Here is an 18,988-nt window from a genome sequence, read left to right on the forward strand (position 1 = left end):
GAAAGGAGCATTTCCGTCCTCTGTTGGTGAAAATGCTCCTTATTTTACTTGTCACTGTGCTCTGCCCACAGCCGAATTATGCTTCTTCCTCTTTCGCTCCGGTTCCGAGGGCAATCCACTTCAGATATGCGTTGATAAACAGATCAATTCCGCCGTCCATGACTGCATCGACGTTTCCGGTCTCTGCGTTGGTACGGTGGTCTTTGACCATGGTGTATGGCTGCATAACGTAAGAACGGATCTGGTTGCCCCAGCCGATCTCGGTTACTTCGCCGCGGATGTCGCTCAGCTTATCTGCCTGCTCCTGGAGTTTCAGCATATACAATTTTGCTTTCAGCATCTGCATTGCCTTGTCCTTGTTCTGGAACTGGGAACGCTCGTTCTGGCAGGTAACCACGATGCCGGTCGGCATATGCGTGATTCGAATCGCCGAAGATGTCTTGTTGATGTGCTGTCCGCCGGCACCGCTGGAACGGTACGTATCGATACGAATATCCTCATCACGAACCTCAACATCGATCTCTTTGTCGATATCCGGCATAACATCGCACGATACGAACGATGTCTGGCGTTTTCCTGCCGCGTTGAACGGAGAAATACGGACGAGACGGTGAACGCCTTTTTCGGATTTCAGATAACCGTAAGCGTTTTCGCCGTTGACCTGGAATGTCACGGACTTCACACCGGCCTCATCACCGTCCAGAAAGTCGAGTTCCTCGATCGTAAAGCCTTTGCGTTCTGCCCATCTGGTGTACATACGGTACAGCATGCCGCACCAGTCGCACGCCTCGGTTCCGCCTGCACCTGCGTTCAGTTTGATGATCGCATTGTCCTTGTCAAATTCGCCGGACAGCAGGGTTTTGATGCGGATGGCATCGAAGGATGCCTTGAACTCTTCCATCATTTCCGCGATTTCCGGAACAACGGAATCGTCATCCTCCTCCTGTCCCATCTCAATCAGAGTTTCCATATCTTCTTTGGCGGATACCAGTTTCTGATACGTATCTCTGTCCTCTTTCATGCTGCTCAGCTGTTTCATCTGCTCCTGCGCTTCTTCGGGATTGTCCCAGAAATTGGGTTCCTCCATTTTACGCTCTAATTCTTCGATCCTCTGCTCTTTGTTAGCGAGGTCAAAGTGAATCCCTCACTTCCACTAATGGTTTATCGTATGTGCCAAGTTCCATTTTGAACTGGTCTAATTCAACTACCACAAGCTTCACCTGCTTTCTGTTTTATATTTTGTATGACACGCAGCTTCTGGTAGGGAAGCTGCGTGCTTTGTCAAACGGATCGTGCTCATCCGTCTCACTGCTGTTCTGCTTTTATCAAACCGGTTTTCTTCCGCAGCACTGTTTGTACTTCTTGCCGCTTCCGCACGGGCATGGATCGTTTGGATAGATCTTACGCTCTGCGCGCTGTACCGGTTTTCTCGGGCCGGACTCGTCTTTGTTGGTTCCGGTCACTTTGGCTACCTGCTCACGTTCTACTTTCTGCTCAACACGTACATGGAACAGGAGACGGACGGTATCCTGCTGGATGGACTCGAGCATTTCGTTAAACATGTCGTAAGCTGCCATCTTGTACTCAACCTTCGGGTCTCTCTGGCCGTATGCCTGCAGGCCGATACCCTCGCGGAGCTGATCCATATCATCGATATGATCCATCCACTTCTGGTCGATAACCTTCAGAAGAACGACACGCTCAAGCTCACGAATCTGCTCCTCCTCCGGGAATTCTGCTTCTTTCTCCTCGTAGAGTTTAACAGCTTCCTCTTTTAACTGCTGTTTCAGCTCGTTTTTGGAAATCTTCTCTACGCGCTCTTTTGTCACTGCCTTCACCGGCATGATGGAGAGCAACATCTCATTTAACTCGGTCAGATCCCACTCGGACTGCTCGGTGTTCTCGCCGATGCAGAGATCCACAGTATTGTCGATGGTGTCGGCAATCATCTTGAAGATGGTGTCTCTCATGCTCTCGCCGTCCAGAACGCGGCGTCTCTCTTTGTAGATGATCTCACGCTGCTCGTTGTTGACCTGGTCATAGTCGAGCAGGTTTTTACGGATTCCGTAGTTGTTGCCCTCGATCTTCTTCTGCGCTTTTTCGATGGCGGAAGAAAGCATCTTGTGCTCGATCTGCTCATTTTCCGGTACGCCGAGGGATTTGAAAATGCCCATCAGTTTTTCGGAACCGAAGAGTCTCATCAGATCGTCTTCCAGGGAAATGTAGAAACGGGACTCACCCGGGTCTCCCTGACGGCCGGAACGACCGCGGAGCTGATTGTCGATACGGCGGGACTCATGACGCTCGGTGCCGATGATCTTTAAGCCGCCGGCAGCTTTTGCCACATCATCCAGCTTGATATCGGTACCACGGCCGGCCATGTTGGTCGCGATGGTAACGGCTCCTGCCTCACCGGCATGGGCTACGATTTCTGCCTCGAGCTCATGGAACTTCGCATTTAAGACCTGATGCGGAATTCCCTCGCGGCGCAGCATTTTGCTGATCAGCTCGGAAGTCTCGATGGTGATGGTACCAACCAGAACCGGCTGGTTCACGGCATGTGCCTCTTTGACTTCCTCTACGACTGCGTGGAATTTCTCTTTTTTCGTCATGTATACGGCATCGTCCATATCCACACGGATGACCGGGCGGTTGGTCGGGATCTCGATAACGTCCATGCCGTAGATGTCACGGAACTCCTGCTCCTCGGTGAGGGCAGTACCGGTCATGCCGGCTTTTTTCTCGTATTTGTTAAAGAAGTTCTGGAACGTGATGGTTGCCAGAGTCTTGCTCTCTCTTCTTACTTTTACGTGCTCTTTTGCCTCGATTGCCTGATGCAGACCATCGGAATAACGGCGGCCCGGCATGATACGGCCGGTGAACTCATCGACGATCAGAACCTCGTCGTCTTTGACTACATAGTCCTTGTCGCGGTGCATCAGATAATTGGCACGCAGCGCCAGGATCACGTTGTGCTGGATCTCCAGGTTCTCCGGATCGGAGAGGTTCTCAATATGGAAGAAGTTCTCGACTTTCTTCACACCGTCATCGGTCAGGGTAACGAATTTGTCCTTCTCGTTGACGATGAAGTCTCCGGTCTCCTCGATCTCCTCGCCCATGATCGCGGTCATCTTGGTCATCTCGCCGCTTGCCTCGCCGCGCTGCATCTGGTGTGCCAGAATATCTGCGGTCTCGTACAGCTTGGTGGATTTGCTGCTCTGTCCTGAAATAATCAGAGGTGTTCTTGCCTCGTCGATCAGGACGGAGTCGACCTCGTCGATGATACAGTAAGCAAGCTCTCTCTGTACGAGCTGCTCTTTGTAGATCACCATGTTGTCACGCAGGTAATCGAAACCAAGTTCGTTGTTGGTGATGTAGGTGATGTCGCATGCATACTGCTGGCGGCGCTCATCGTTCTTCATATCGTTCAGAACGACACCGACGGTCAAACCGAGGAATCTGTGGACTTTGCCCATCCACTCAGCATCTCGGTTTGCCAGGTAATCGTTGACGGTAACGATGTGGACACCGCGTCCGGTCAGTGCATTCAGGTAAGCCGGAAGGGTGGAAACGAGGGTTTTTCCTTCACCGGTTTTCATCTCGGCGATACGGCCCTGATGAAGGATAATACCACCGATCAGCTGTACGCGGTGGTGCTCCATACCGAGGGAACGTTTTGCTGCCTCGCGGACGGTTGCGAATGCTTCCGGGAGAATGGAATCCAGGGATTCGCCTCCGTTGTAGCGGTCTTTATATTCCTTTGTCTTGGCACGCAGCTCTTCATCGGTCAGCGCCTGCATGGTCGGGCGGAGAGCTTCGATTTTGTCTACGATTGGATAGATTCGTTTCAACTCGCGCTCACTGTGCGTACCAAAAAGTTTTTCTGTGAATTTCATAGAATGTTTGCTCCTGCTTTCTCTATTAATTGCCATATTAACATATGGTACTATTCTACCACTTCTGGCACAAGATAACAATGAATTTTTCGTAAACATTTGGTGCCGTTCCCCGGTTTTCCGCTGTTTTTACGGCTTTTCCCGGACTTTCCGGCCCTTTCCGCGAAAAAGTCACCCTGTTTCACAGCTTTTCTAAACTGGAAACAGGGTGACTGTTCATTCTTTATTTACTTTTCAGCACTCCGGCTCGATCAGACCGTAGGTGTTGTTCTTTCTCTTGTAAACGACGTTTACTTCGTCGGTCTCTGCATTGCGGAATACGAAGAAGGTGTGTCCAAGAAGTTCCATCTGTACGCAGGCATCTTCCGGATACATTGGTTTCATGCCGAATTTTTTCGTACGGATGATCTGGATGTCTTCGTCCTCCAGATAGTCATGCTCCAGATATTCTTTCTGGAAGTTTCCTGCTTCCTGCTGTTTGTCGGCAATTTTGTTTTTGTATTTGCGAAGCTGGCGTTCGATGACTTCCTCTACCAGATCGATGGATACGTACATATCGTTGCTTACCTGCTCGGAACGGATGATATTTCCTTTTACCGGAATGGTAACCTCAATTTTCTGTCTTTCTTTCTCTACACTTAAGGTTACAATGACATTTGTGTCAGGCGTAAAATATTTCTCCAGTTTGCCAAGTTTTTCATTGACCGCGGCTTTTAATCCCTCTGTCACGTCAATATTTTTTCCGCTGATGGTAATTTTCATTATGCCCAACCCCTTTGCTCTCAAATTTTACAGGTTTTTCACTTCCCCTGTAAGTATCTCTAATTATAGCAATAGTTGTCTTTATTTGCAATAGTATTTAGAAAATTCATGAATATTTTAGAGTTTTTTCTGTTACAGTTCACTTGCATCTTATTTTTGACAGATTTCATGCTCGCATGAAATCTGTCGAGAATAAGATACAAAGGGAGCGCCTGGTTATGAGCAAAAAGGAGCTGCGCAGCAGCGGAGAGCGCTGAAAGCGCGGTTTTGCGAATGGCGCGGGTGAACGTCCGTTTCCGCTTACCGGCGGCATACTGCCAGCACGTCTTCAAACTTCATTTTGCCGCCGAACAGATCCAGTGCGCTGCCAATTGTCACATCGACGTGGTTGTTTCCCAGTTTTTTGAGCAGCTCCAGGTCTTCAAAACTTCCCACGCCGCCGGCGTACGTCACCGGAAAATCTTTCATCTTCGCAAGCAGTTCCACCAGCTCCGTCTCAATGCCGGAAGCCTTTCCCTCGACATCCACGGCATGGATCAGGAACTCATCACAGTATTCTGACAGGTGATGCAGCAGTTCCTCTGTCACTTCTTCGTCCGTGAACTTCTGCCAGCGGTCCGTCACGATATAGTATTTTCCGTCCCGCTTCCGGCAGCTTAAATCCAGTGTCAGCCGCTGCTTTCCTACCGTCGTCACCAGCTTGTCCAGATTTTCATAGAACACATGGCCGTCGCGGAACACATACGAAGTCACAATCACATGGCTTGCCCCCGCTGTCAGAAACTCGCACGCATTCTCCGCATCAATGCCGCCTCCCACCTGCAGGCCGCCCGGGTACGTCGAGAGTGCCAGCAATGCCTGGCGCTTCGTCTCCTCGTAAAACTCGGTACCTTTCTTGTTCAGCAGAATCACATGGCCGCCCGTAATGCCCTGCTCTTCGTACAGCTGCGCATAGTACGACGCATCCTGCTCCGAGACAAAATTCTCGCTCGCCTGATTTCCCTGATCTTTCAGCGATCCCCCGACAATCTGTTTTACTTTTCCGTTATGAATATCAATACATGGTCGAAATCTCATTTTCCCCGTTTCCTTTCTTTTCTCTCCCCTTAAGTTTTCCACATTATATCAAAATCCGACCATTCTGTGTATAAATTCACCAAATTTTCATGGTTCTTTCATAGAAAAGAAAGAAGAACCTGCTTTTTCCACAGATTCTTCTTTCTTTTCCGGCTTGCCGCCGTTCTTTATTTATCGATGTCCTCAAAGGCCTCTTTCACTTTATCCATAAAGCCTTTTTTCTTCTTCGGCTGCTCTGCAGTTTCGCCGTTGGCTGCTTTTTCTTCTGCTGCCGGGCGGTTTCCGCAGGCTTCGTCGAAGGCGCGGAGGGCTTCTTTTGCTTTCTCATTCAGTTTCGTCGGAGTCTGGACTACGAGTGTTACGTAGTGATCACCGCGCACATTGCTGTTGCGAAGGGACGGAACACCTTTTCCCTTCAGACGGATCTTCGTATCGGTCTGGGTTCCCGGTTTTACAGTGTAGAGAACGTCTCCGTCAACGGTGCTGATCTTCACATCGCCGCCGAGTGCTGCCTGGGCAAACGTAATCGGTGCAGTGGAGAAAATGTTCATATCCTGTCTCTGGAAGATCGGATGACGGGTTACCTGAACCTCGACAATCAGATCTCCTCTCGGTCCGCCGTTTACACCCGGCTCACCTTTTTCACGGATCCGGATGCTCTGTCCATCGTCGATTCCGGCCGGAATGTTGACCTGAATGCGTTTTCTGCTGGATGTATAGCCCGTGCCGTGGCATGCGGTACATTTATCGCGAATGATCTTTCCGGTTCCGTTACAATCCGGACACGTTGTCACGTTTCTCACAGAGCCGAACATGGTCTGCTGTGTGTACGTAATCTGACCGGTTCCGTTACATTTGGAGCATGTCTCTGGTGAAGTTCCTGGTTTTGCGCCGGTTCCGTGGCACGTTGTACAGGTATCCTTCAGGTTGATCTCGAGCTCTTTCTGGCATCCGAAAACAGCTTCCTCAAACGTAATGTGGACAACAGCGCGGAGGTTTGCTCCCTTCATCGGTCCATTGTTTGCTCTTCTTCTGCTTCCGCCGCCACCAAACAGGTCGCCGAAAATATCGCCGAAGATATCACCCATATCTCCGCCGCCAAAGTCGAAGCCGCCGAATCCGCCGGCTCCTGCGCCGCCACCGCCGTTTTCAAATGCAGCGTGGCCAAACTGATCGTACTGACGCCGTTTGTCCGGATCACTCAGCACGCCATAGGCTTCTGTCGCCTCTTTAAATTTTGCCTCGGCCTCTTTGTCGCCCGGGTTCATATCCGGATGGTATTTCTTGGCCAGTTTACGGTATGCTTTTTTTAATGTTGCATCGTCCGCTCCGCGGTCTACGCCGAGGACCTCGTAATAATCTCTTTTTTCTGCCATTTATGTTCACCTTTTCATTTCTGTTCCACAAATTTCATCTTTGCAGAAATGTTTTTCCGCACGCTCCAGTATAGCACTTTTCCGAAAGCAATACCAGCATAAATACAGGGGGCGGAATGTATTTTCCGTCCCCTGCAAACATTCGCCTCACAGGGCTTTTTGCGTTTATTTACTTATTGTTTCAACTCACAGTCGGTATTTTCACGGAGTGTGACATGCTGAAAATTAAACCTCTTTGTAGTCAGCGTCTACGACATCGTCGTCATGGCCGCCTGCTGCTCCTGCATTTCCCATATCCGGGCCTGCACCAGCTGTTCCGGCACCAGCGCCTGCTGCGCCGCCCTGCTGCTCATACAGCTTTGCGAACAGTTTCTGAGCGCTTGTCATCAGTTTTTCCTGAGCTGCTTTCAGGTCAGCTACCTGTGCATCTGTCATCTCTTCCGGATTGCATTTTGCAATGAGGTCTTTCAGTGCGTTCAGGTCAGCTTCTACTGCTGTCTTATCGTTTGCATCCAGCTTGTCGCCGACTTCCTCGATTGCTTTCTCGGTCTGGAATACCATAGAGTCTGCATCGTTTCTTGCGTCGATTGCTTCTTTGCGTTTCTTATCCTGAGCTTCGAACTCAGCAGCTTCTTTGACTGCTTTGTCGATCTCGCTGTCGGACATATTAGAGCCTGCGGTGATGGTGATGTGCTGCTCTTTTCCTGTTCCCAGGTCTTTTGCAGATACATTTACGATACCGTTGGCATCGATATCAAAGGTAACCTCGATCTGCGGAACGCCTCTTCTTGCTGGCGGAATTCCATCCAGACGGAACTGGCCGAGGGATTTGTTGTCTTTCGCGAACTGACGCTCACCCTGTACTACGTTGATATCTACTGCTGTCTGGTTATCAGCTGCGGTGGAGAAGATCTGGCTTTTCTTGGTCGGGATTGTGGTGTTACGCTCGATCAGACGAGTTGCAATACCTCCCATCGTCTCGATGGACAGAGACAGCGGAGTTACATCCAGAAGAAGGATGTCGCCTGCGCCGGCATCTCCTGCAAGTTTACCGCCCTGTACGGAAGCACCAAGTGCTACGCACTCATCCGGGTTCAGGCTCTTGCTCGGCTCGTGTCCGGTCAGCTGTCTTACTTTATCCTGTACAGCCGGGATACGGGTAGATCCGCCTACCAGAAGGACTTTGGAAAGCTCGGATGCCTGAAGGCCTGCATCAGAAAGTGCTCTCTGTACCGGCTCTGCGGTTTTCTCTACCAGGTCGTGGGTCAGCTCATCGAATTTAGCCTTTGTCAGGTTCATATCGAGATGTTTCGGGCCATCTGCGGTTGCAGTGATGAACGGCAGGTTGATGTTGGTTGTAGTTGCGCTGGAAAGCTCTTTCTTTGCTTTCTCTGCTGCTTCTCTGATTCTCTGCAGAGCCATTTTATCATTGGAAAGATCTACGCCTTCCTGTTTCTTGAACTCAGCAAGGATATAATCTGTTACTTTCTGGTCGAAGTCATCGCCGCCAAGACGGTTGTTTCCTGCTGTGGAAAGAACTTCGATAACACCGTCACCGATTTCGATGATGGAAACATCGAAGGTACCGCCTCCAAGGTCGTATACCATGATCTTCTGCTCTTTCTCGTTATCCAGTCCGTATGCCAGAGCTGCTGCGGTAGGCTCGTTGATGATACGTTTTACATCAAGACCTGCGATTTTACCGGCATCTTTGGTTGCCTGACGCTGTGCGTCATTAAAGTAAGCCGGAACTGTGATAACTGCTTCTGTTACTTTCTCACCAAGGTAGTTCTCTGCATCACCTTTCAGTTTCTGAAGGATCATAGCGGAGATCTCCTGCGGAGAGTATTTCTTTCCTTCGATGTCTACTTTATAATCAGTACCCATCTCACGTTTGATGGAACGGATGGTTCTGTCTGCGTTTGTTACAGCCTGACGTTTTGCCGGCTCGCCGACCAGACGGTCACCTGTTTTTGTGAATGCTACGATAGATGGAGTTGTTCTTTCACCCTCTGCGTTTGCGATAACGGTTGGTTTTCCACCTTCCATAACGGCTACACAGCTGTTTGTTGTTCCTAAGTCAATACCAATAATTTTGCCCATTGTTGTTTCCTCCTCAATGAATTATGCTAAAAAATGGTTTAATTTCTATTTATTTATCTTCAAGGCTTAGTTAGCCACCTTGACCATACTGTGACGGACTACGGAACCTTTGTACATGTAGCCCTTCAGGAACTCTTCTACGACGATGTTCTCGCCGGCTTCCTCATCCTCCACATGCATCACTGCGTTGTGCAGGTTCGGATCGAATTCCTTTCCAACGGCCTCGATCACGGTTACACCGAGTTCATCGAGTGCTGTGGTAAACTGTTTGTATACTTTATTCATGCCGTCTGCGAACGGATCTTCCTCCGGGTTTTCCACCGTTGCAAGTCCGCGCTCGAAGCTGTCAACAACCGGAAGAATCTTCTCGATGATGTCTTTTGCTCCAATGGCATACATATTTGTTTTTTCTTTTTCGGTGCGTTTGCGGAAGTTATCGAACTCTGCCATCTGACGGGTCAGGCGGTCAGTCAGCTCTTCGATTTTCTCATCTTTTTTATCTTTTTTCTTTTTGAAGAACTTTCGTTCTTTGCCATCCTCAGCAGTTTCTTCTGCAGCTTCCGCTTCTTTTGCCTCTGCTGCTTTCTTTGCTTCTTCCTGCTCCGCAGCCGGTTCGGTTTCCGGCAGATCGGTCTCTGCTCCGGTTTCTTTTTCCATCTCGCGTGTAGGTTCTTCCATGGTTTCCTCTTTCTTTCTATTTTCTTCGCTCACTGATCATTCCACCTTTCTACTCACCTGTGTCCGGCTTTTTGAAGACGGCGTCCAGTTGAACTTTTAATGTTTTCAGGTTATCTACCACATTTTCGTAATCCATCCGCTTTGGTCCCACGATACCGATTGTTCCGCGCATACCGTTTCCCATATCGTATGTGGTGGTGACCACGCTGCAGTCCCGTAAGGGTTCCATCGAAGATTCATTTCCGATGTATACCTGAATACCGGTATTTTCCTCTCCGTCCTGCTCCTCGGCAGCTCCTTTGATCATATCGACCAGTTTCTGCCGTTCCTCGAATGTGGAGATCAGCTGGCTGGCTTTGCTGCTGTCGGAAAGCTCAGGGTACTTGAAAATGTTGGTTGCGCCGCTGGTGTACACCGGCACATCTTCTTCGCTGACTGCGATGGCTTCCGCTACGGTATCGACCACTTTGCTGATGATGCCGGAGTGGATGCCTGCCTGCTCTTTCATCTTCTTGATCATGCCAAGATTGATTTCTTCAATGGTCAGGCCATTGAGTTGTGTGTTCAGAAGCAGGTTCAGCTTTAATATCTGTTCATCGTTGATGGTCTCGTCGAGGTCGATCATCTGGTTTTTCACCAGGTTGCCTTCTACGACGATGACGGCCAGGAGCTGCTCTTCATTGACTTTTGAGAGCTGGATGAATTTCACTTTATTTCTGTGATATTCCGGTCCTGTAATCAACGTTGCATAGTTGGTAGATGAAGCGAGGACTTTGACAACCTGCTGCAGAACTTTTTCCATTCGGTCTGTTTTTTCAATGACCATGTTTTTGATGTCTGCAACTTCCTGTTCTTTTTCCCGCATCAGCTCATCTACATAGAGGCGGTAGCCTTTATCGGAAGGAATGCGTCCTGCGGAAGTGTGGGGCTGTAAGATGTAACCCATCTCTTCCAGATCGGACATTTCATTCCGGATTGTGGCGGAGCTTAAATTCAAATCCGTGTATTTGGAAATCGTTCTTGAGCCGACCGGCTCGCCCGTTTCCAGATACGTCTGGATGATCGCTTTTAATATTTTTCTTTTTCTTTCATCCAATTCTGTATCCACTAAGATAAGCTCCTTCCTGTTGTATAGTCCTGTTAGCACTCGTTTTAGTGGAGTGCTAACATCTATGCTCTTAAGATAGCACTCTGCCTTTTGTTTGTCAACACCTTTTCCCGGTTTTTCTATGAAGAAATTGTGAAAAAAGTATAAACCGTTTTCTTTCTGAAAAGGAATCTGACTTTTCTTTTTTATTGCATTCTACTGTTTCAAAGGCGCTATAGCCGTATGGTAGGATTCTGCCATTTTGATACGACCATTTAGTAGCATTTTTTTCAGAGGTGATGAATCATGAAATATCAGAGACTGGAGGATCTGCGCACGGACCACGATCTGACGATCCGCCAGGTTGCCGACTATCTCGGCTGCAACCGCGATGTGTATACCCGATATGAAAAAGGCGTCCGGCAGCTGCCGATCTCCATTGCCATCCGTCTGGCGGAGCTGTATCAGGTCAGTCTGGATTATCTGGTCGGCATCAGCGATGAGAAGCGGCCGTATGGATCCTGACTTTCCGGTGTCTCCGCCGCAGCAAAAGCAGGAGGACAGTTTTTCTTTTCCCTGTCCTCCCTGTTTTGCTTTTTCGTTTACAGATTCTGCAGATATTCCATCATCCGCGTTTCGCTGAGTTTCCATCCGTCCGGCTCCCCGCAGAGATACAGCGTAAAATGCCCGCACGGGACTCCGTTTTCCAGGTGGATGCCGGTATACAGTTCTACAATGAGGAGTTCTTCTGCTTTTTCTTCATATATATTAGTGATCTGATAGATGCGCTCTCCCTTTTCGTCCACCGGCCATTCTTTCTTCAGCACATCCCTCAGACGGCTCTCCTGCCCCTGCGCTTCGCATTCTTCCTCCCGGCTGATCATTTTTTCAAACGCTTCCGGCGTCTCCATCCGTTCCACTATATTCTGGACAAAATCTTCTATTTCTATTCTTTCTGCTTTTCCCATTCGTTCCCCCATTTCTGCCGTACATATTTTTCTGTTTTCTGCACAGGCTGTCTTCACCCGCCGTTTCTCTCTCCCGCCCCATTCTCCAATTTGCGACCATATGATCTGATTTAACTTTGTCCATCCAACCGTTTGGTAGTATGGGTTTGAATCTGAAAGGATGGTACAACGTATGAAATACCAGAGAATTGAAGATATGCGGATCGATCAGGATCTCACCATCAAAGAGATTTCTGCCCTGCTCGAATGCAACCGCGACGTCTATTCCCGCTACGAAAAAGGAATCCGCGACATCCCGATCGACTATGTGATCCGGCTTGCACGGTTCTATGACTGCTCGGTCGACTATCTGCTGAGTGTCTCCAGTAAAAAGAGAAAATTCGGCGATTAATTTTTTTATTGTTGTCTTTTTTATTTTTGTGTTTTTCGTTTTGATACGACCGTTTGGTCGTATTTTATATTATAATGGTATTCTTATTTTGCGTCAATTCTGAACAAGAAGGAATCAAAATCGGACGCAAAAAAGCGTGCCGGAAAGTTTTCTGTCGCTTTTCCGGCACGCTTTTTTTCATGCTCTTTTCTTCTTTTTTATTCTTCCATGTCATCCAGGCTCTTCTTCAGTGTGATCATTTTGTCACGCAGCTCGGCGGCCATTTCGAAGTTGAGTTCGGCGGCAGCGGCTTTCATCTGTTTCTGTACCTGGCCGATCAGTTTTTCCAGTTCTTCGCGGCTCATGGACTCCGGGTCTTTTTCCATCTTTTCTTCTGTCTTTGCCACTTCTTTCGAAATGCTGATGAGATCGCGGACGGCTTTTTTGATGGTGGTCGGAGTGATGCCGTGTTCTTTGTTGTAGGCTTCCTGCAGGGCACGGCGGCGCTTCGTCTCGTCGATCGCGAGTCGCATGGAATCGGTCATCACATCGGCGTACATGATAACATGGCCCTCGCTGTTTCGCGCGGCACGGCCGATGGTCTGGATCAGGGAGGTTTCGGAACGCAGGAAACCTTCTTTATCGGCATCCAGGATCGCCACGAGTGTAATTTCCGGGATGTCGAGACCCTCACGCAGAAGGTTGATGCCGACGAGCACATCGAAGACATCGAGACGCATATCACGGATGATCTCGGTCCGTTCCAGGGTGTCGATATCGGAGTGCAGGTAGCGCACGCGGATGCCGGCCTCTTTCATATAGTCGGTCAGATCCTCTGCCATACGCTTCGTCAGCGTCGTCACGAGAACTTTGTTGTGTTTTTCAGTTTCTTTCTTTACTTCCGAAATCAGATCGTCGATCTGTCCCTCCACCGGGCGCACCTCGACATCCGGGTCGAGAAGGCCGGTCGGGCGGATGATCTGTTCGGCGCGCAGCAGCTCGTGGTCTGCCTCGTAGTCGCCCGGCGTGGCAGATACGAAGAGGATCTGATCGATCCGGTCCTCGAACTCGCCGAAGTTCAACGGGCGGTTGTCTTTTGCGGACGGCAGACGGAATCCATAGTCCACCAGCGTCGATTTCCGCGACTGGTCGCCGGCATACATGCTGCGGATCTGCGGAACAGTCTTATGCGACTCATCCACGATGATGAGGAAATCATCTCCGAAATAGTCCATCAGTGTGTAGGGCGGCTCGCCTGGCTTTAATCCGGAGAGGTAACGCGAATAGTTTTCGATGCCGGAACAGATGCCGGTTTCTTTGAGCATCTCAATATCGAAATTGGTCCGCTCCTCGATGCGCTGGGCCTCGATCAGTTTTCCCTCGTGCTTGAAGAACTTCACCTGCTCTTCCATATCCTTTTCAATCTCGCCTGTTGCTTTCAGGATCGTGTCCATCGGCACAACGTAGTGGGAGGCCGGAAAGATTGCGATATGGTTCAGTTCACATAAGATTTCACCCGTCAGCGTATCGATCTGCACCAGACGGTCAATCTCATCCCCGAAGAACTCGACGCGCACCGCCTTGTCCGTCTCTTCCGCCGGAAAAATCTCCAATACATCACCGCGCACGCGGAACGTACCGCGGTGGAAATCCATATCATTCCGGTCATACTGAATATCAATCAACTGCCGGATCACATCGTCCCGGTCCTTTTCCATTCCCGGGCGGAGCGAAATAATCATCTCCATGTAGTCCTTCGGGCTTCCGATTCCATAGATACACGAAACACTGGAAACCACAATGACATCGTTCCGCTCACTCAGTGCAGAAGTCGCGGAAAGCCGCAGCTTATCAATCTCATCGTTCCGCGCAGAGTCCTTCGCAATATACGTATCCGAAGACGGCACGTAAGCCTCCGGCTGGTAGTAGTCGTAGTAGGAGACAAAGTATTCGACGCTGTTTTCCGGGAAATATTCTTTGAATTCTCCGTAAAGCTGCGCCGCCAACGTCTTATTGTGCGCAATAATCAAAGTCGGCTTGTTCAACTGCTGGATCACATTCGCCATCGTAAAAGTCTTGCCAGAGCCCGTAACCCCTAGTAAAGTCTGGCATTGGTTGCCTTCCCGGAACCCTTTGACAAGGGTTTCGATTGCCTGCGGCTGGTCTCCGGTCGGCTGATAATCTGACACTAATTTAAACTTTTTCTGTTCGTTTTCCACTTCAATACCTCCCGATACGACTAGTATCAACCAGAAAATTCGTGTAATTTGAGGTCAAAATTCGTGTAATGGCCTTTATTTTTTTTAGTCAAAATGGCAATTACACGAATAAAGTCACTAAAAATATTTTTTTTGACTGGGCGTCACTTACCATAACGCCCAGTCATTCTTCAAAACAGAATAGCACAAAACAACATAATTATAAAGGTACAATCCTAAATTTTCTTTGTCAGCTTATGCATCTGATTGTATAAATATTCAATTCTTGCTTGCGAACATCTGTTCTTTTCTCATTGTAGCAAAAAAGAAATATAAACACAAGACCAATCTATAATTACTACTATGTTTTTAACAAAATAAAAAACCGCCTGCGTGAAAAGCAAACGGTTCTCTATCTCTATAACATTTCATTTTTTCCTTCTGCCTGCAAAAAGTTCTCTACTCTATTAAGAAATTCTTTTGCATTGCAAATCTGATTTTCCGAGTCCTCTTTTGATGCAATAAAGAAATCTGAGTAGTCACATTTTTCTCTAATGCGGTATGCACTGTCTATCAGTTTATATGTACCCCTATCGAACTTTCCTCCATGCACATAAACCTGATTAAAATGAGCAATTACAGAACTATGCTTCGAAGCATCAAAGCCTCCCAGAATATTTACCGCCCTAATCGCGTGAAAGATTGCATAATATGATCTGTTTATCGCAACCTTATAAAATCCTGACCGGTGATTGCTTACAGCCGCTTCCATATCTTCTTTGGCACGAGCGAAGCGATATTCTGAAAGAGTTTTTACATCAAGCTGCATACAGAACCACTCCTTCCTCGGACACATTTCTATAAAATGGAGAAATTGTCATCCACGTCATATATTCTTGGTAACTGACATCAATAATTGAAAAAACCTTAAAATACTTTATCGAAATATCCGTTGAAACATCGCTCAGTTTATCTTCAAACATCCTTAATTCCTGATCAGTTCCATCCACAAGAACCATAATATCTATATCCGACTCATCGGTAGCTGTTCCACGTGCAACAGACCCATATAAAATTACTGCTTTCAGTTTTTCTTGATATACTTTCTGTAACATATCTGCCAATTCCGTCAATATCTTTTTCAATTCTATATCCTGCAATTTTTCCATCCGTCTGCCCCACCTTTCCTAATTATTCTTAATAACATTATAACCAACTTGCTGCAAAAAAACAATGCACACAGTATTTTCATTTTTTGACCTGTTATCAGACCACTATAATCATTTAACATTTCTAAAAATATATAAACTTATTTCTCCAAAAAGAAGAGATAGCCTAAGCTACCTCTTCCTCCAAATACCATTCTGCAATATCATCCATCTCTGTCACATCCGAATAATCGTACACAATGATTACCGGCGCAGCTTCCTCTTTGCTTTCCTGCTCTGCATCATCTTCTGCTGTTACGCTTTCATCTTCTACTATAACAATCTCCTGAACACAATCTGCAATAATCGCCTGTATATCCGTATAAGTGTCCACCGTAATGATTGATTTTGAATGCCCCAGCGCAGCGGCTACCGCTTTCTGGTTTATATCATTCTTCATTAGAAGCGTTGCGTATGTATGTCTAAACATATGTGGCGTTATATTCCTTTCAATTCCCACCAGTTTCGTATATTTTTTCAGCATCAAGCGCATTGATTGCTCCGTAAATCTATTTCCTCTTCTATTCACAAAAAAGTATCCGCTCTTCTTGATTGCCTGTACATTTTCGGCATAATATTTTTTCAAGGTTTCTAGGACTGAAGTGTTACTAATCTGGACATATCTCTCTTTTCCCCCCTTTCCCATGAGCCTTATCAATCCTGTATTCAAATTAATGCTATCTTCGCGAATGTTTGAGATCTCATATACTCTTGCCCCTGTTGCAAAAAAGGTTTCCACCACCGCTATATCTCGTAACCGGAATTTATACGCAGATTTATCAGACTCATCCAAACACTTATACATATAATTCAAGATTTGCTCAATTTCCTCTCTGGGAATTGTACGTGGGAGGATTACTGTTTCCTTAAATTTAACCTTTATTTTTCTCAATGGATTTTCTGCAATGATTTCTTCCTCTTCCAAATAATTATAATATGCTTTGATTGATGCAATTTTCCGCTTTACTGTTTTGTGCTTATATTTTTTATGCAGACCCGTGATATATTCTTCTATTTTTTCTTTCCCAGGCTCCACACATGCAACAAATTCAAAATACTGACGTAAATCAATCCGATAAGCCTTCAAAGTCTTTTTGTCAAGCTCTTTCCTAAATTCACAATATTCTAAATATACTTCTACTTTCTCCTTTAAATTCATACCTTATCCTCCGTTTTTCGTATAGTGTACCATAACTACGGATTTTACTTAATAGATCGCCTTCTATGAAATACACGAATAAAATCATCTGACTTTCTGCTGGTATGTTCTAAAAAAATATACTAAAGCCTCGGACGTAAAACCTTTTTTCAATCCGAAAACAACTTATCGAAAAAGTAAAAAACCAGAACTCTATCTAAAGCTCCGGTTTTAACATTTACCATATTGTATAATTAGAAGATAAAACTGCTTATCAAAAATTTGCGTTTCCCTCTTCATATATCGTCTTTATATTAATCTCGCTCCATAGGTTTCCAAATCAAATATCAAAATAATGGCAGACAGTTTGAGCGGCTAAACTGTCTGCCAAGATACAATAAACTCATCGAACTTTACATTAGTCGATCGTTCAAATTTTCACATTGCTTTACTTTTTATATTATTTTTTACGCAGCATCACGTTATCAATATTACACCAGTCTCCACCATTAGCAATACTATAGATACCTAATTCACATTGTCCATTTGTAATCTGGATATTGTCAATAACAACTTTATTCCAGCCCAAATCGCTAACTGGCAAAGTCTGATTCATCTCTTCACCACCGTAATTTTTTACATAAAGCTGATTCACGGTCTGATTGGCATTCGTCATAACCCACGCAGACAATGTATATGTGCCATTCTCAAGTCCTGTTACGGTCTGATAGATTGAGCATCCATAAGCAGATTCATTCCAGAAAGACAATTTGTAATTTCCATCAAATCCGTTGCCCTCTGTTTTTACCGTTTCACCATTTACGCCATCATCAAGCCATACATTCCAACCTGTAGGACTATTAGTATAACCATCGATCTCAAAACCTGGGTTAGTTACCAGATTCTGCTCAGGTGTCTGGAATATATCAATAGATTCCAATGTGTTTCCATTAAAATCAAAAAGCGCGAGGTTATCCCAAGGATTGGATAAGATACCGTTATCCTCTATATATTCTTTTCCTGCCTCAGTTCCCCAATATGCTCCCTCTACCGGTATCCATTCCGGTTCCCAATAGAAGAAACCAAGTCCACGATTTCCAGGCACATTTAAGATTACCGATTCCAGATCGCTCATAAAATCTTTCTGACCTTGTACAGATGCCGGATAGCCGCCAATTTCTTCATCCTGCGGGCTAAAGGAACTTCCCAATCCGTCGCCATCAGCCAATGTGAATGCATATGCAGTTTCCACGATCATTACATCTTTATTATAACGCGCACTAATATCATTCAAATTGTATTGCAAATCATCCATTGTTCCATGCCACATAGGATAATAGGTCAGACCAATAATATCAAAATCCAAATCAAAACCACATCCGGTTACTCCATCAAACCACCAGCGGTACAAAGAATTATTTCCACCATTATCCAAATGCAAAACTATTTTCGTTTGATTTCCAACAGATGCCCGAACACCACTAATTGCCTGATTCAGCAGTTCTGCAAGCTGGGTAAAGTCAGTATAATCTCCTCCTATTTTTCCTTCATCCCAAAGAATACCGGAAGATGTTTCATTTCCAACCTGAACCATATCCGGAACGACACCCTGATTCTTGAAATCATTCAATGTATTCTTCATATAGTTATATAGTGTAGTTTTTAATTCATCATAAGATAAATTCTCCCATGCTTTTGGTTTTGACTGTGTACCAGGATCTGCCCAATAATCACTAAGATGAAAATCAATAAGTACTTTCATCCCTTTCTCCTGCGCACGTTTTGCAAGATACAACGTAGTATTAAAGTCGTTACTTCCTCCACCATAGCTGTTACCTTCACTATCATACGGATCTACCCATAATCTTAACCGTACGTAGTTTGCGCCATGATTCTTCATAATTTCTAAAGCATCTTTTTTCACTCCATTGTCATAAAACTCTCCACCCAGATCTTCGATGTCTTTAAGCATAGACACATCAGCACCTCGAATAAAATCAGAATAATCAGCATTTGACCGTTCAGCCTTGACTTCATTTTGAGTTCCAGCAAGCACCATAAGACCAAGTGCAAGTCCCATTATGGCTTTACTAACTATATTTCTTTTCATACACGCTCTCCTTCCTT

At 46.4% G+C, this 18,988-nt stretch carries 16 protein-coding genes; 2 read left to right on the plus strand and 14 right to left on the minus strand.

Going from position 1 to position 18,988, the window contains the following annotated elements:
* Positions 1–76 precede the first annotated feature (76 nt).
* The 8 genes from prfB to hrcA all read right to left on the minus strand — a co-directional run bounded on the left by prfB (position 77) and on the right by hrcA (position 11,000).
* Positions 77–1,184 (minus strand): peptide chain release factor 2 gene (gene prfB / locus DWX32_RS03540; protein WP_117509617.1). Its coding sequence is split into 2 segments (ribosomal slippage): positions 77–1,132 and positions 1,134–1,184, totalling 1,107 coding nucleotides; the frame shifts between segments, so codons are not numbered across the junction.
* 141 nt (positions 1,185–1,325) lie between these two features.
* Positions 1,326–3,896, minus strand: coding sequence for a preprotein translocase subunit SecA (gene secA / locus DWX32_RS03545; RefSeq protein ID WP_055218413.1), 2,571 nt, complete (start codon positions 3,894–3,896; stop codon positions 1,326–1,328).
* Positions 3,897–4,130: 234 nt separating this feature from the next.
* Positions 4,131–4,658, minus strand: a complete 528-nt coding sequence (hpf, locus tag DWX32_RS03550) for a ribosome hibernation-promoting factor, HPF/YfiA family (RefSeq protein ID WP_055218411.1) — start codon at positions 4,656–4,658, stop codon at positions 4,131–4,133.
* Between the two features lie 300 nt (positions 4,659–4,958).
* Entirely contained in the window at positions 4,959–5,735 is a 777-nt protein-coding gene (hisA, locus tag DWX32_RS03555) for a phosphoribosylformimino-5-aminoimidazole carboxamide ribotide isomerase (protein WP_117813030.1), read from the minus strand.
* A gap of 167 nt (positions 5,736–5,902) precedes the next feature.
* Positions 5,903–7,111 (minus strand): molecular chaperone DnaJ, encoded by a 1,209-nt coding sequence (dnaJ, locus tag DWX32_RS03560; RefSeq protein ID WP_117813029.1) that lies wholly within the window; start codon positions 7,109–7,111, stop codon positions 5,903–5,905.
* A 225-nt stretch (positions 7,112–7,336) separates the two neighbouring features.
* On the minus strand, positions 7,337–9,214 hold the full coding sequence (gene dnaK, locus DWX32_RS03565; RefSeq protein ID WP_055228293.1) for a molecular chaperone DnaK: 1,878 nt from the start codon (positions 9,212–9,214) through the stop codon (positions 7,337–7,339).
* 66 nt (positions 9,215–9,280) lie between these two features.
* Positions 9,281–9,892, minus strand: a complete 612-nt coding sequence (gene grpE / locus DWX32_RS03570; protein WP_442857656.1) for a nucleotide exchange factor GrpE — start codon at positions 9,890–9,892, stop codon at positions 9,281–9,283.
* Positions 9,893–9,941: 49 nt separating this feature from the next.
* On the minus strand, positions 9,942–11,000 hold the full coding sequence (gene hrcA / locus DWX32_RS03575; protein WP_022461073.1) for a heat-inducible transcriptional repressor HrcA: 1,059 nt from the start codon (positions 10,998–11,000) through the stop codon (positions 9,942–9,944).
* A gap of 285 nt (positions 11,001–11,285) precedes the next feature.
* On the opposite strand from hrcA, the gene DWX32_RS03580 reads away from it, so the two are divergent.
* On the plus strand, positions 11,286–11,504 hold the full coding sequence (locus DWX32_RS03580; RefSeq protein WP_055218403.1) for a helix-turn-helix domain-containing protein: 219 nt from the start codon (positions 11,286–11,288) through the stop codon (positions 11,502–11,504).
* A gap of 77 nt (positions 11,505–11,581) precedes the next feature.
* Here DWX32_RS03580 and DWX32_RS03585 read toward each other — a convergent pair whose 3' ends face one another.
* Positions 11,582–11,947, minus strand: a complete 366-nt coding sequence (locus tag DWX32_RS03585; RefSeq protein ID WP_022461735.1) for a hypothetical protein — start codon at positions 11,945–11,947, stop codon at positions 11,582–11,584.
* Positions 11,948–12,119: 172 nt separating this feature from the next.
* Here DWX32_RS03585 and DWX32_RS03590 point away from each other — a divergent pair, with 172 nt between their 5' ends.
* A complete protein-coding gene (locus DWX32_RS03590; RefSeq protein WP_055228291.1) occupies positions 12,120–12,338 on the plus strand; it encodes a helix-turn-helix domain-containing protein in 219 nt (72 codons plus the stop codon).
* A 197-nt stretch (positions 12,339–12,535) separates the two neighbouring features.
* Here the strand turns inward: DWX32_RS03590 and uvrB are convergent, their stop codons facing one another.
* From uvrB to DWX32_RS03615, 5 genes are all read right to left on the minus strand, one after another.
* Entirely contained in the window at positions 12,536–14,536 is a 2,001-nt protein-coding gene (uvrB, locus tag DWX32_RS03595; protein ID WP_118601599.1) for an excinuclease ABC subunit UvrB, read from the minus strand.
* A 397-nt stretch (positions 14,537–14,933) separates the two neighbouring features.
* Positions 14,934–15,344 (minus strand): HEPN domain-containing protein, encoded by a 411-nt coding sequence (locus tag DWX32_RS03600; protein WP_055265118.1) that lies wholly within the window; start codon positions 15,342–15,344, stop codon positions 14,934–14,936.
* Entirely contained in the window at positions 15,334–15,684 is a 351-nt protein-coding gene (locus DWX32_RS03605; protein WP_055265120.1) for a nucleotidyltransferase domain-containing protein, read from the minus strand. The genes DWX32_RS03600 and DWX32_RS03605 overlap by 11 nt, the downstream gene beginning before the upstream one ends.
* A gap of 166 nt (positions 15,685–15,850) precedes the next feature.
* The gene (locus DWX32_RS03610; RefSeq protein WP_118659281.1) at positions 15,851–16,882 is read right to left on the minus strand and encodes a tyrosine-type recombinase/integrase; all 1,032 of its coding nucleotides are present in this window, start codon (positions 16,880–16,882) and stop codon (positions 15,851–15,853) included.
* Positions 16,883–17,321: 439 nt separating this feature from the next.
* The gene (locus tag DWX32_RS03615; RefSeq protein WP_118659282.1) at positions 17,322–18,971 is read right to left on the minus strand and encodes a glycoside hydrolase family 53 protein; all 1,650 of its coding nucleotides are present in this window, start codon (positions 18,969–18,971) and stop codon (positions 17,322–17,324) included.
* Positions 18,972–18,988: the final 17 nt, after the last annotated feature.

Source organism: Blautia sp. AF19-13LB (assembly GCF_003479105.1).
GTDB classification, from domain to species: domain Bacteria; phylum Bacillota; class Clostridia; order Lachnospirales; family Lachnospiraceae; genus Fusicatenibacter; species Fusicatenibacter saccharivorans.

Bases quoted from the DNA above. Each gene is read 5' to 3' on its own strand.
- secA (WP_055218413.1), bottom strand. From the start codon at position 3,896: ATGAAATTCACAGAAAAACTTTTTGGTACGCACAGTGAGCGCGAGTTG.
- hpf (WP_055218411.1), bottom strand. From the start codon at position 4,658: ATGAAAATTACCATCAGCGGAAAAAATATTGACGTGACAGAGGGATTA.
- hisA (WP_117813030.1), bottom strand. From the start codon at position 5,735: ATGAGATTTCGACCATGTATTGATATTCATAACGGAAAAGTAAAACAG.
- dnaJ (WP_117813029.1), bottom strand. From the start codon at position 7,111: ATGGCAGAAAAAAGAGATTATTACGAGGTCCTCGGCGTAGACCGCGGA.
- dnaK (WP_055228293.1), bottom strand. From the start codon at position 9,214: ATGGGCAAAATTATTGGTATTGACTTAGGAACAACAAACAGCTGTGTA.
- grpE (WP_442857656.1), bottom strand. From the start codon at position 9,892: ATGGAAGAACCTACACGCGAGATGGAAAAAGAAACCGGAGCAGAGACC.
- DWX32_RS03580 (WP_055218403.1), top strand. From the start codon at position 11,286: ATGAAATATCAGAGACTGGAGGATCTGCGCACGGACCACGATCTGACG.
- DWX32_RS03585 (WP_022461735.1), bottom strand. From the start codon at position 11,947: ATGGGAAAAGCAGAAAGAATAGAAATAGAAGATTTTGTCCAGAATATA.
- DWX32_RS03590 (WP_055228291.1), top strand. From the start codon at position 12,120: ATGAAATACCAGAGAATTGAAGATATGCGGATCGATCAGGATCTCACC.
- DWX32_RS03600 (WP_055265118.1), bottom strand. From the start codon at position 15,344: ATGCAGCTTGATGTAAAAACTCTTTCAGAATATCGCTTCGCTCGTGCC.
- DWX32_RS03605 (WP_055265120.1), bottom strand. From the start codon at position 15,684: ATGGAAAAATTGCAGGATATAGAATTGAAAAAGATATTGACGGAATTG.
- DWX32_RS03610 (WP_118659281.1), bottom strand. From the start codon at position 16,882: ATGAATTTAAAGGAGAAAGTAGAAGTATATTTAGAATATTGTGAATTT.
- DWX32_RS03615 (WP_118659282.1), bottom strand. From the start codon at position 18,971: ATGAAAAGAAATATAGTTAGTAAAGCCATAATGGGACTTGCACTTGGT.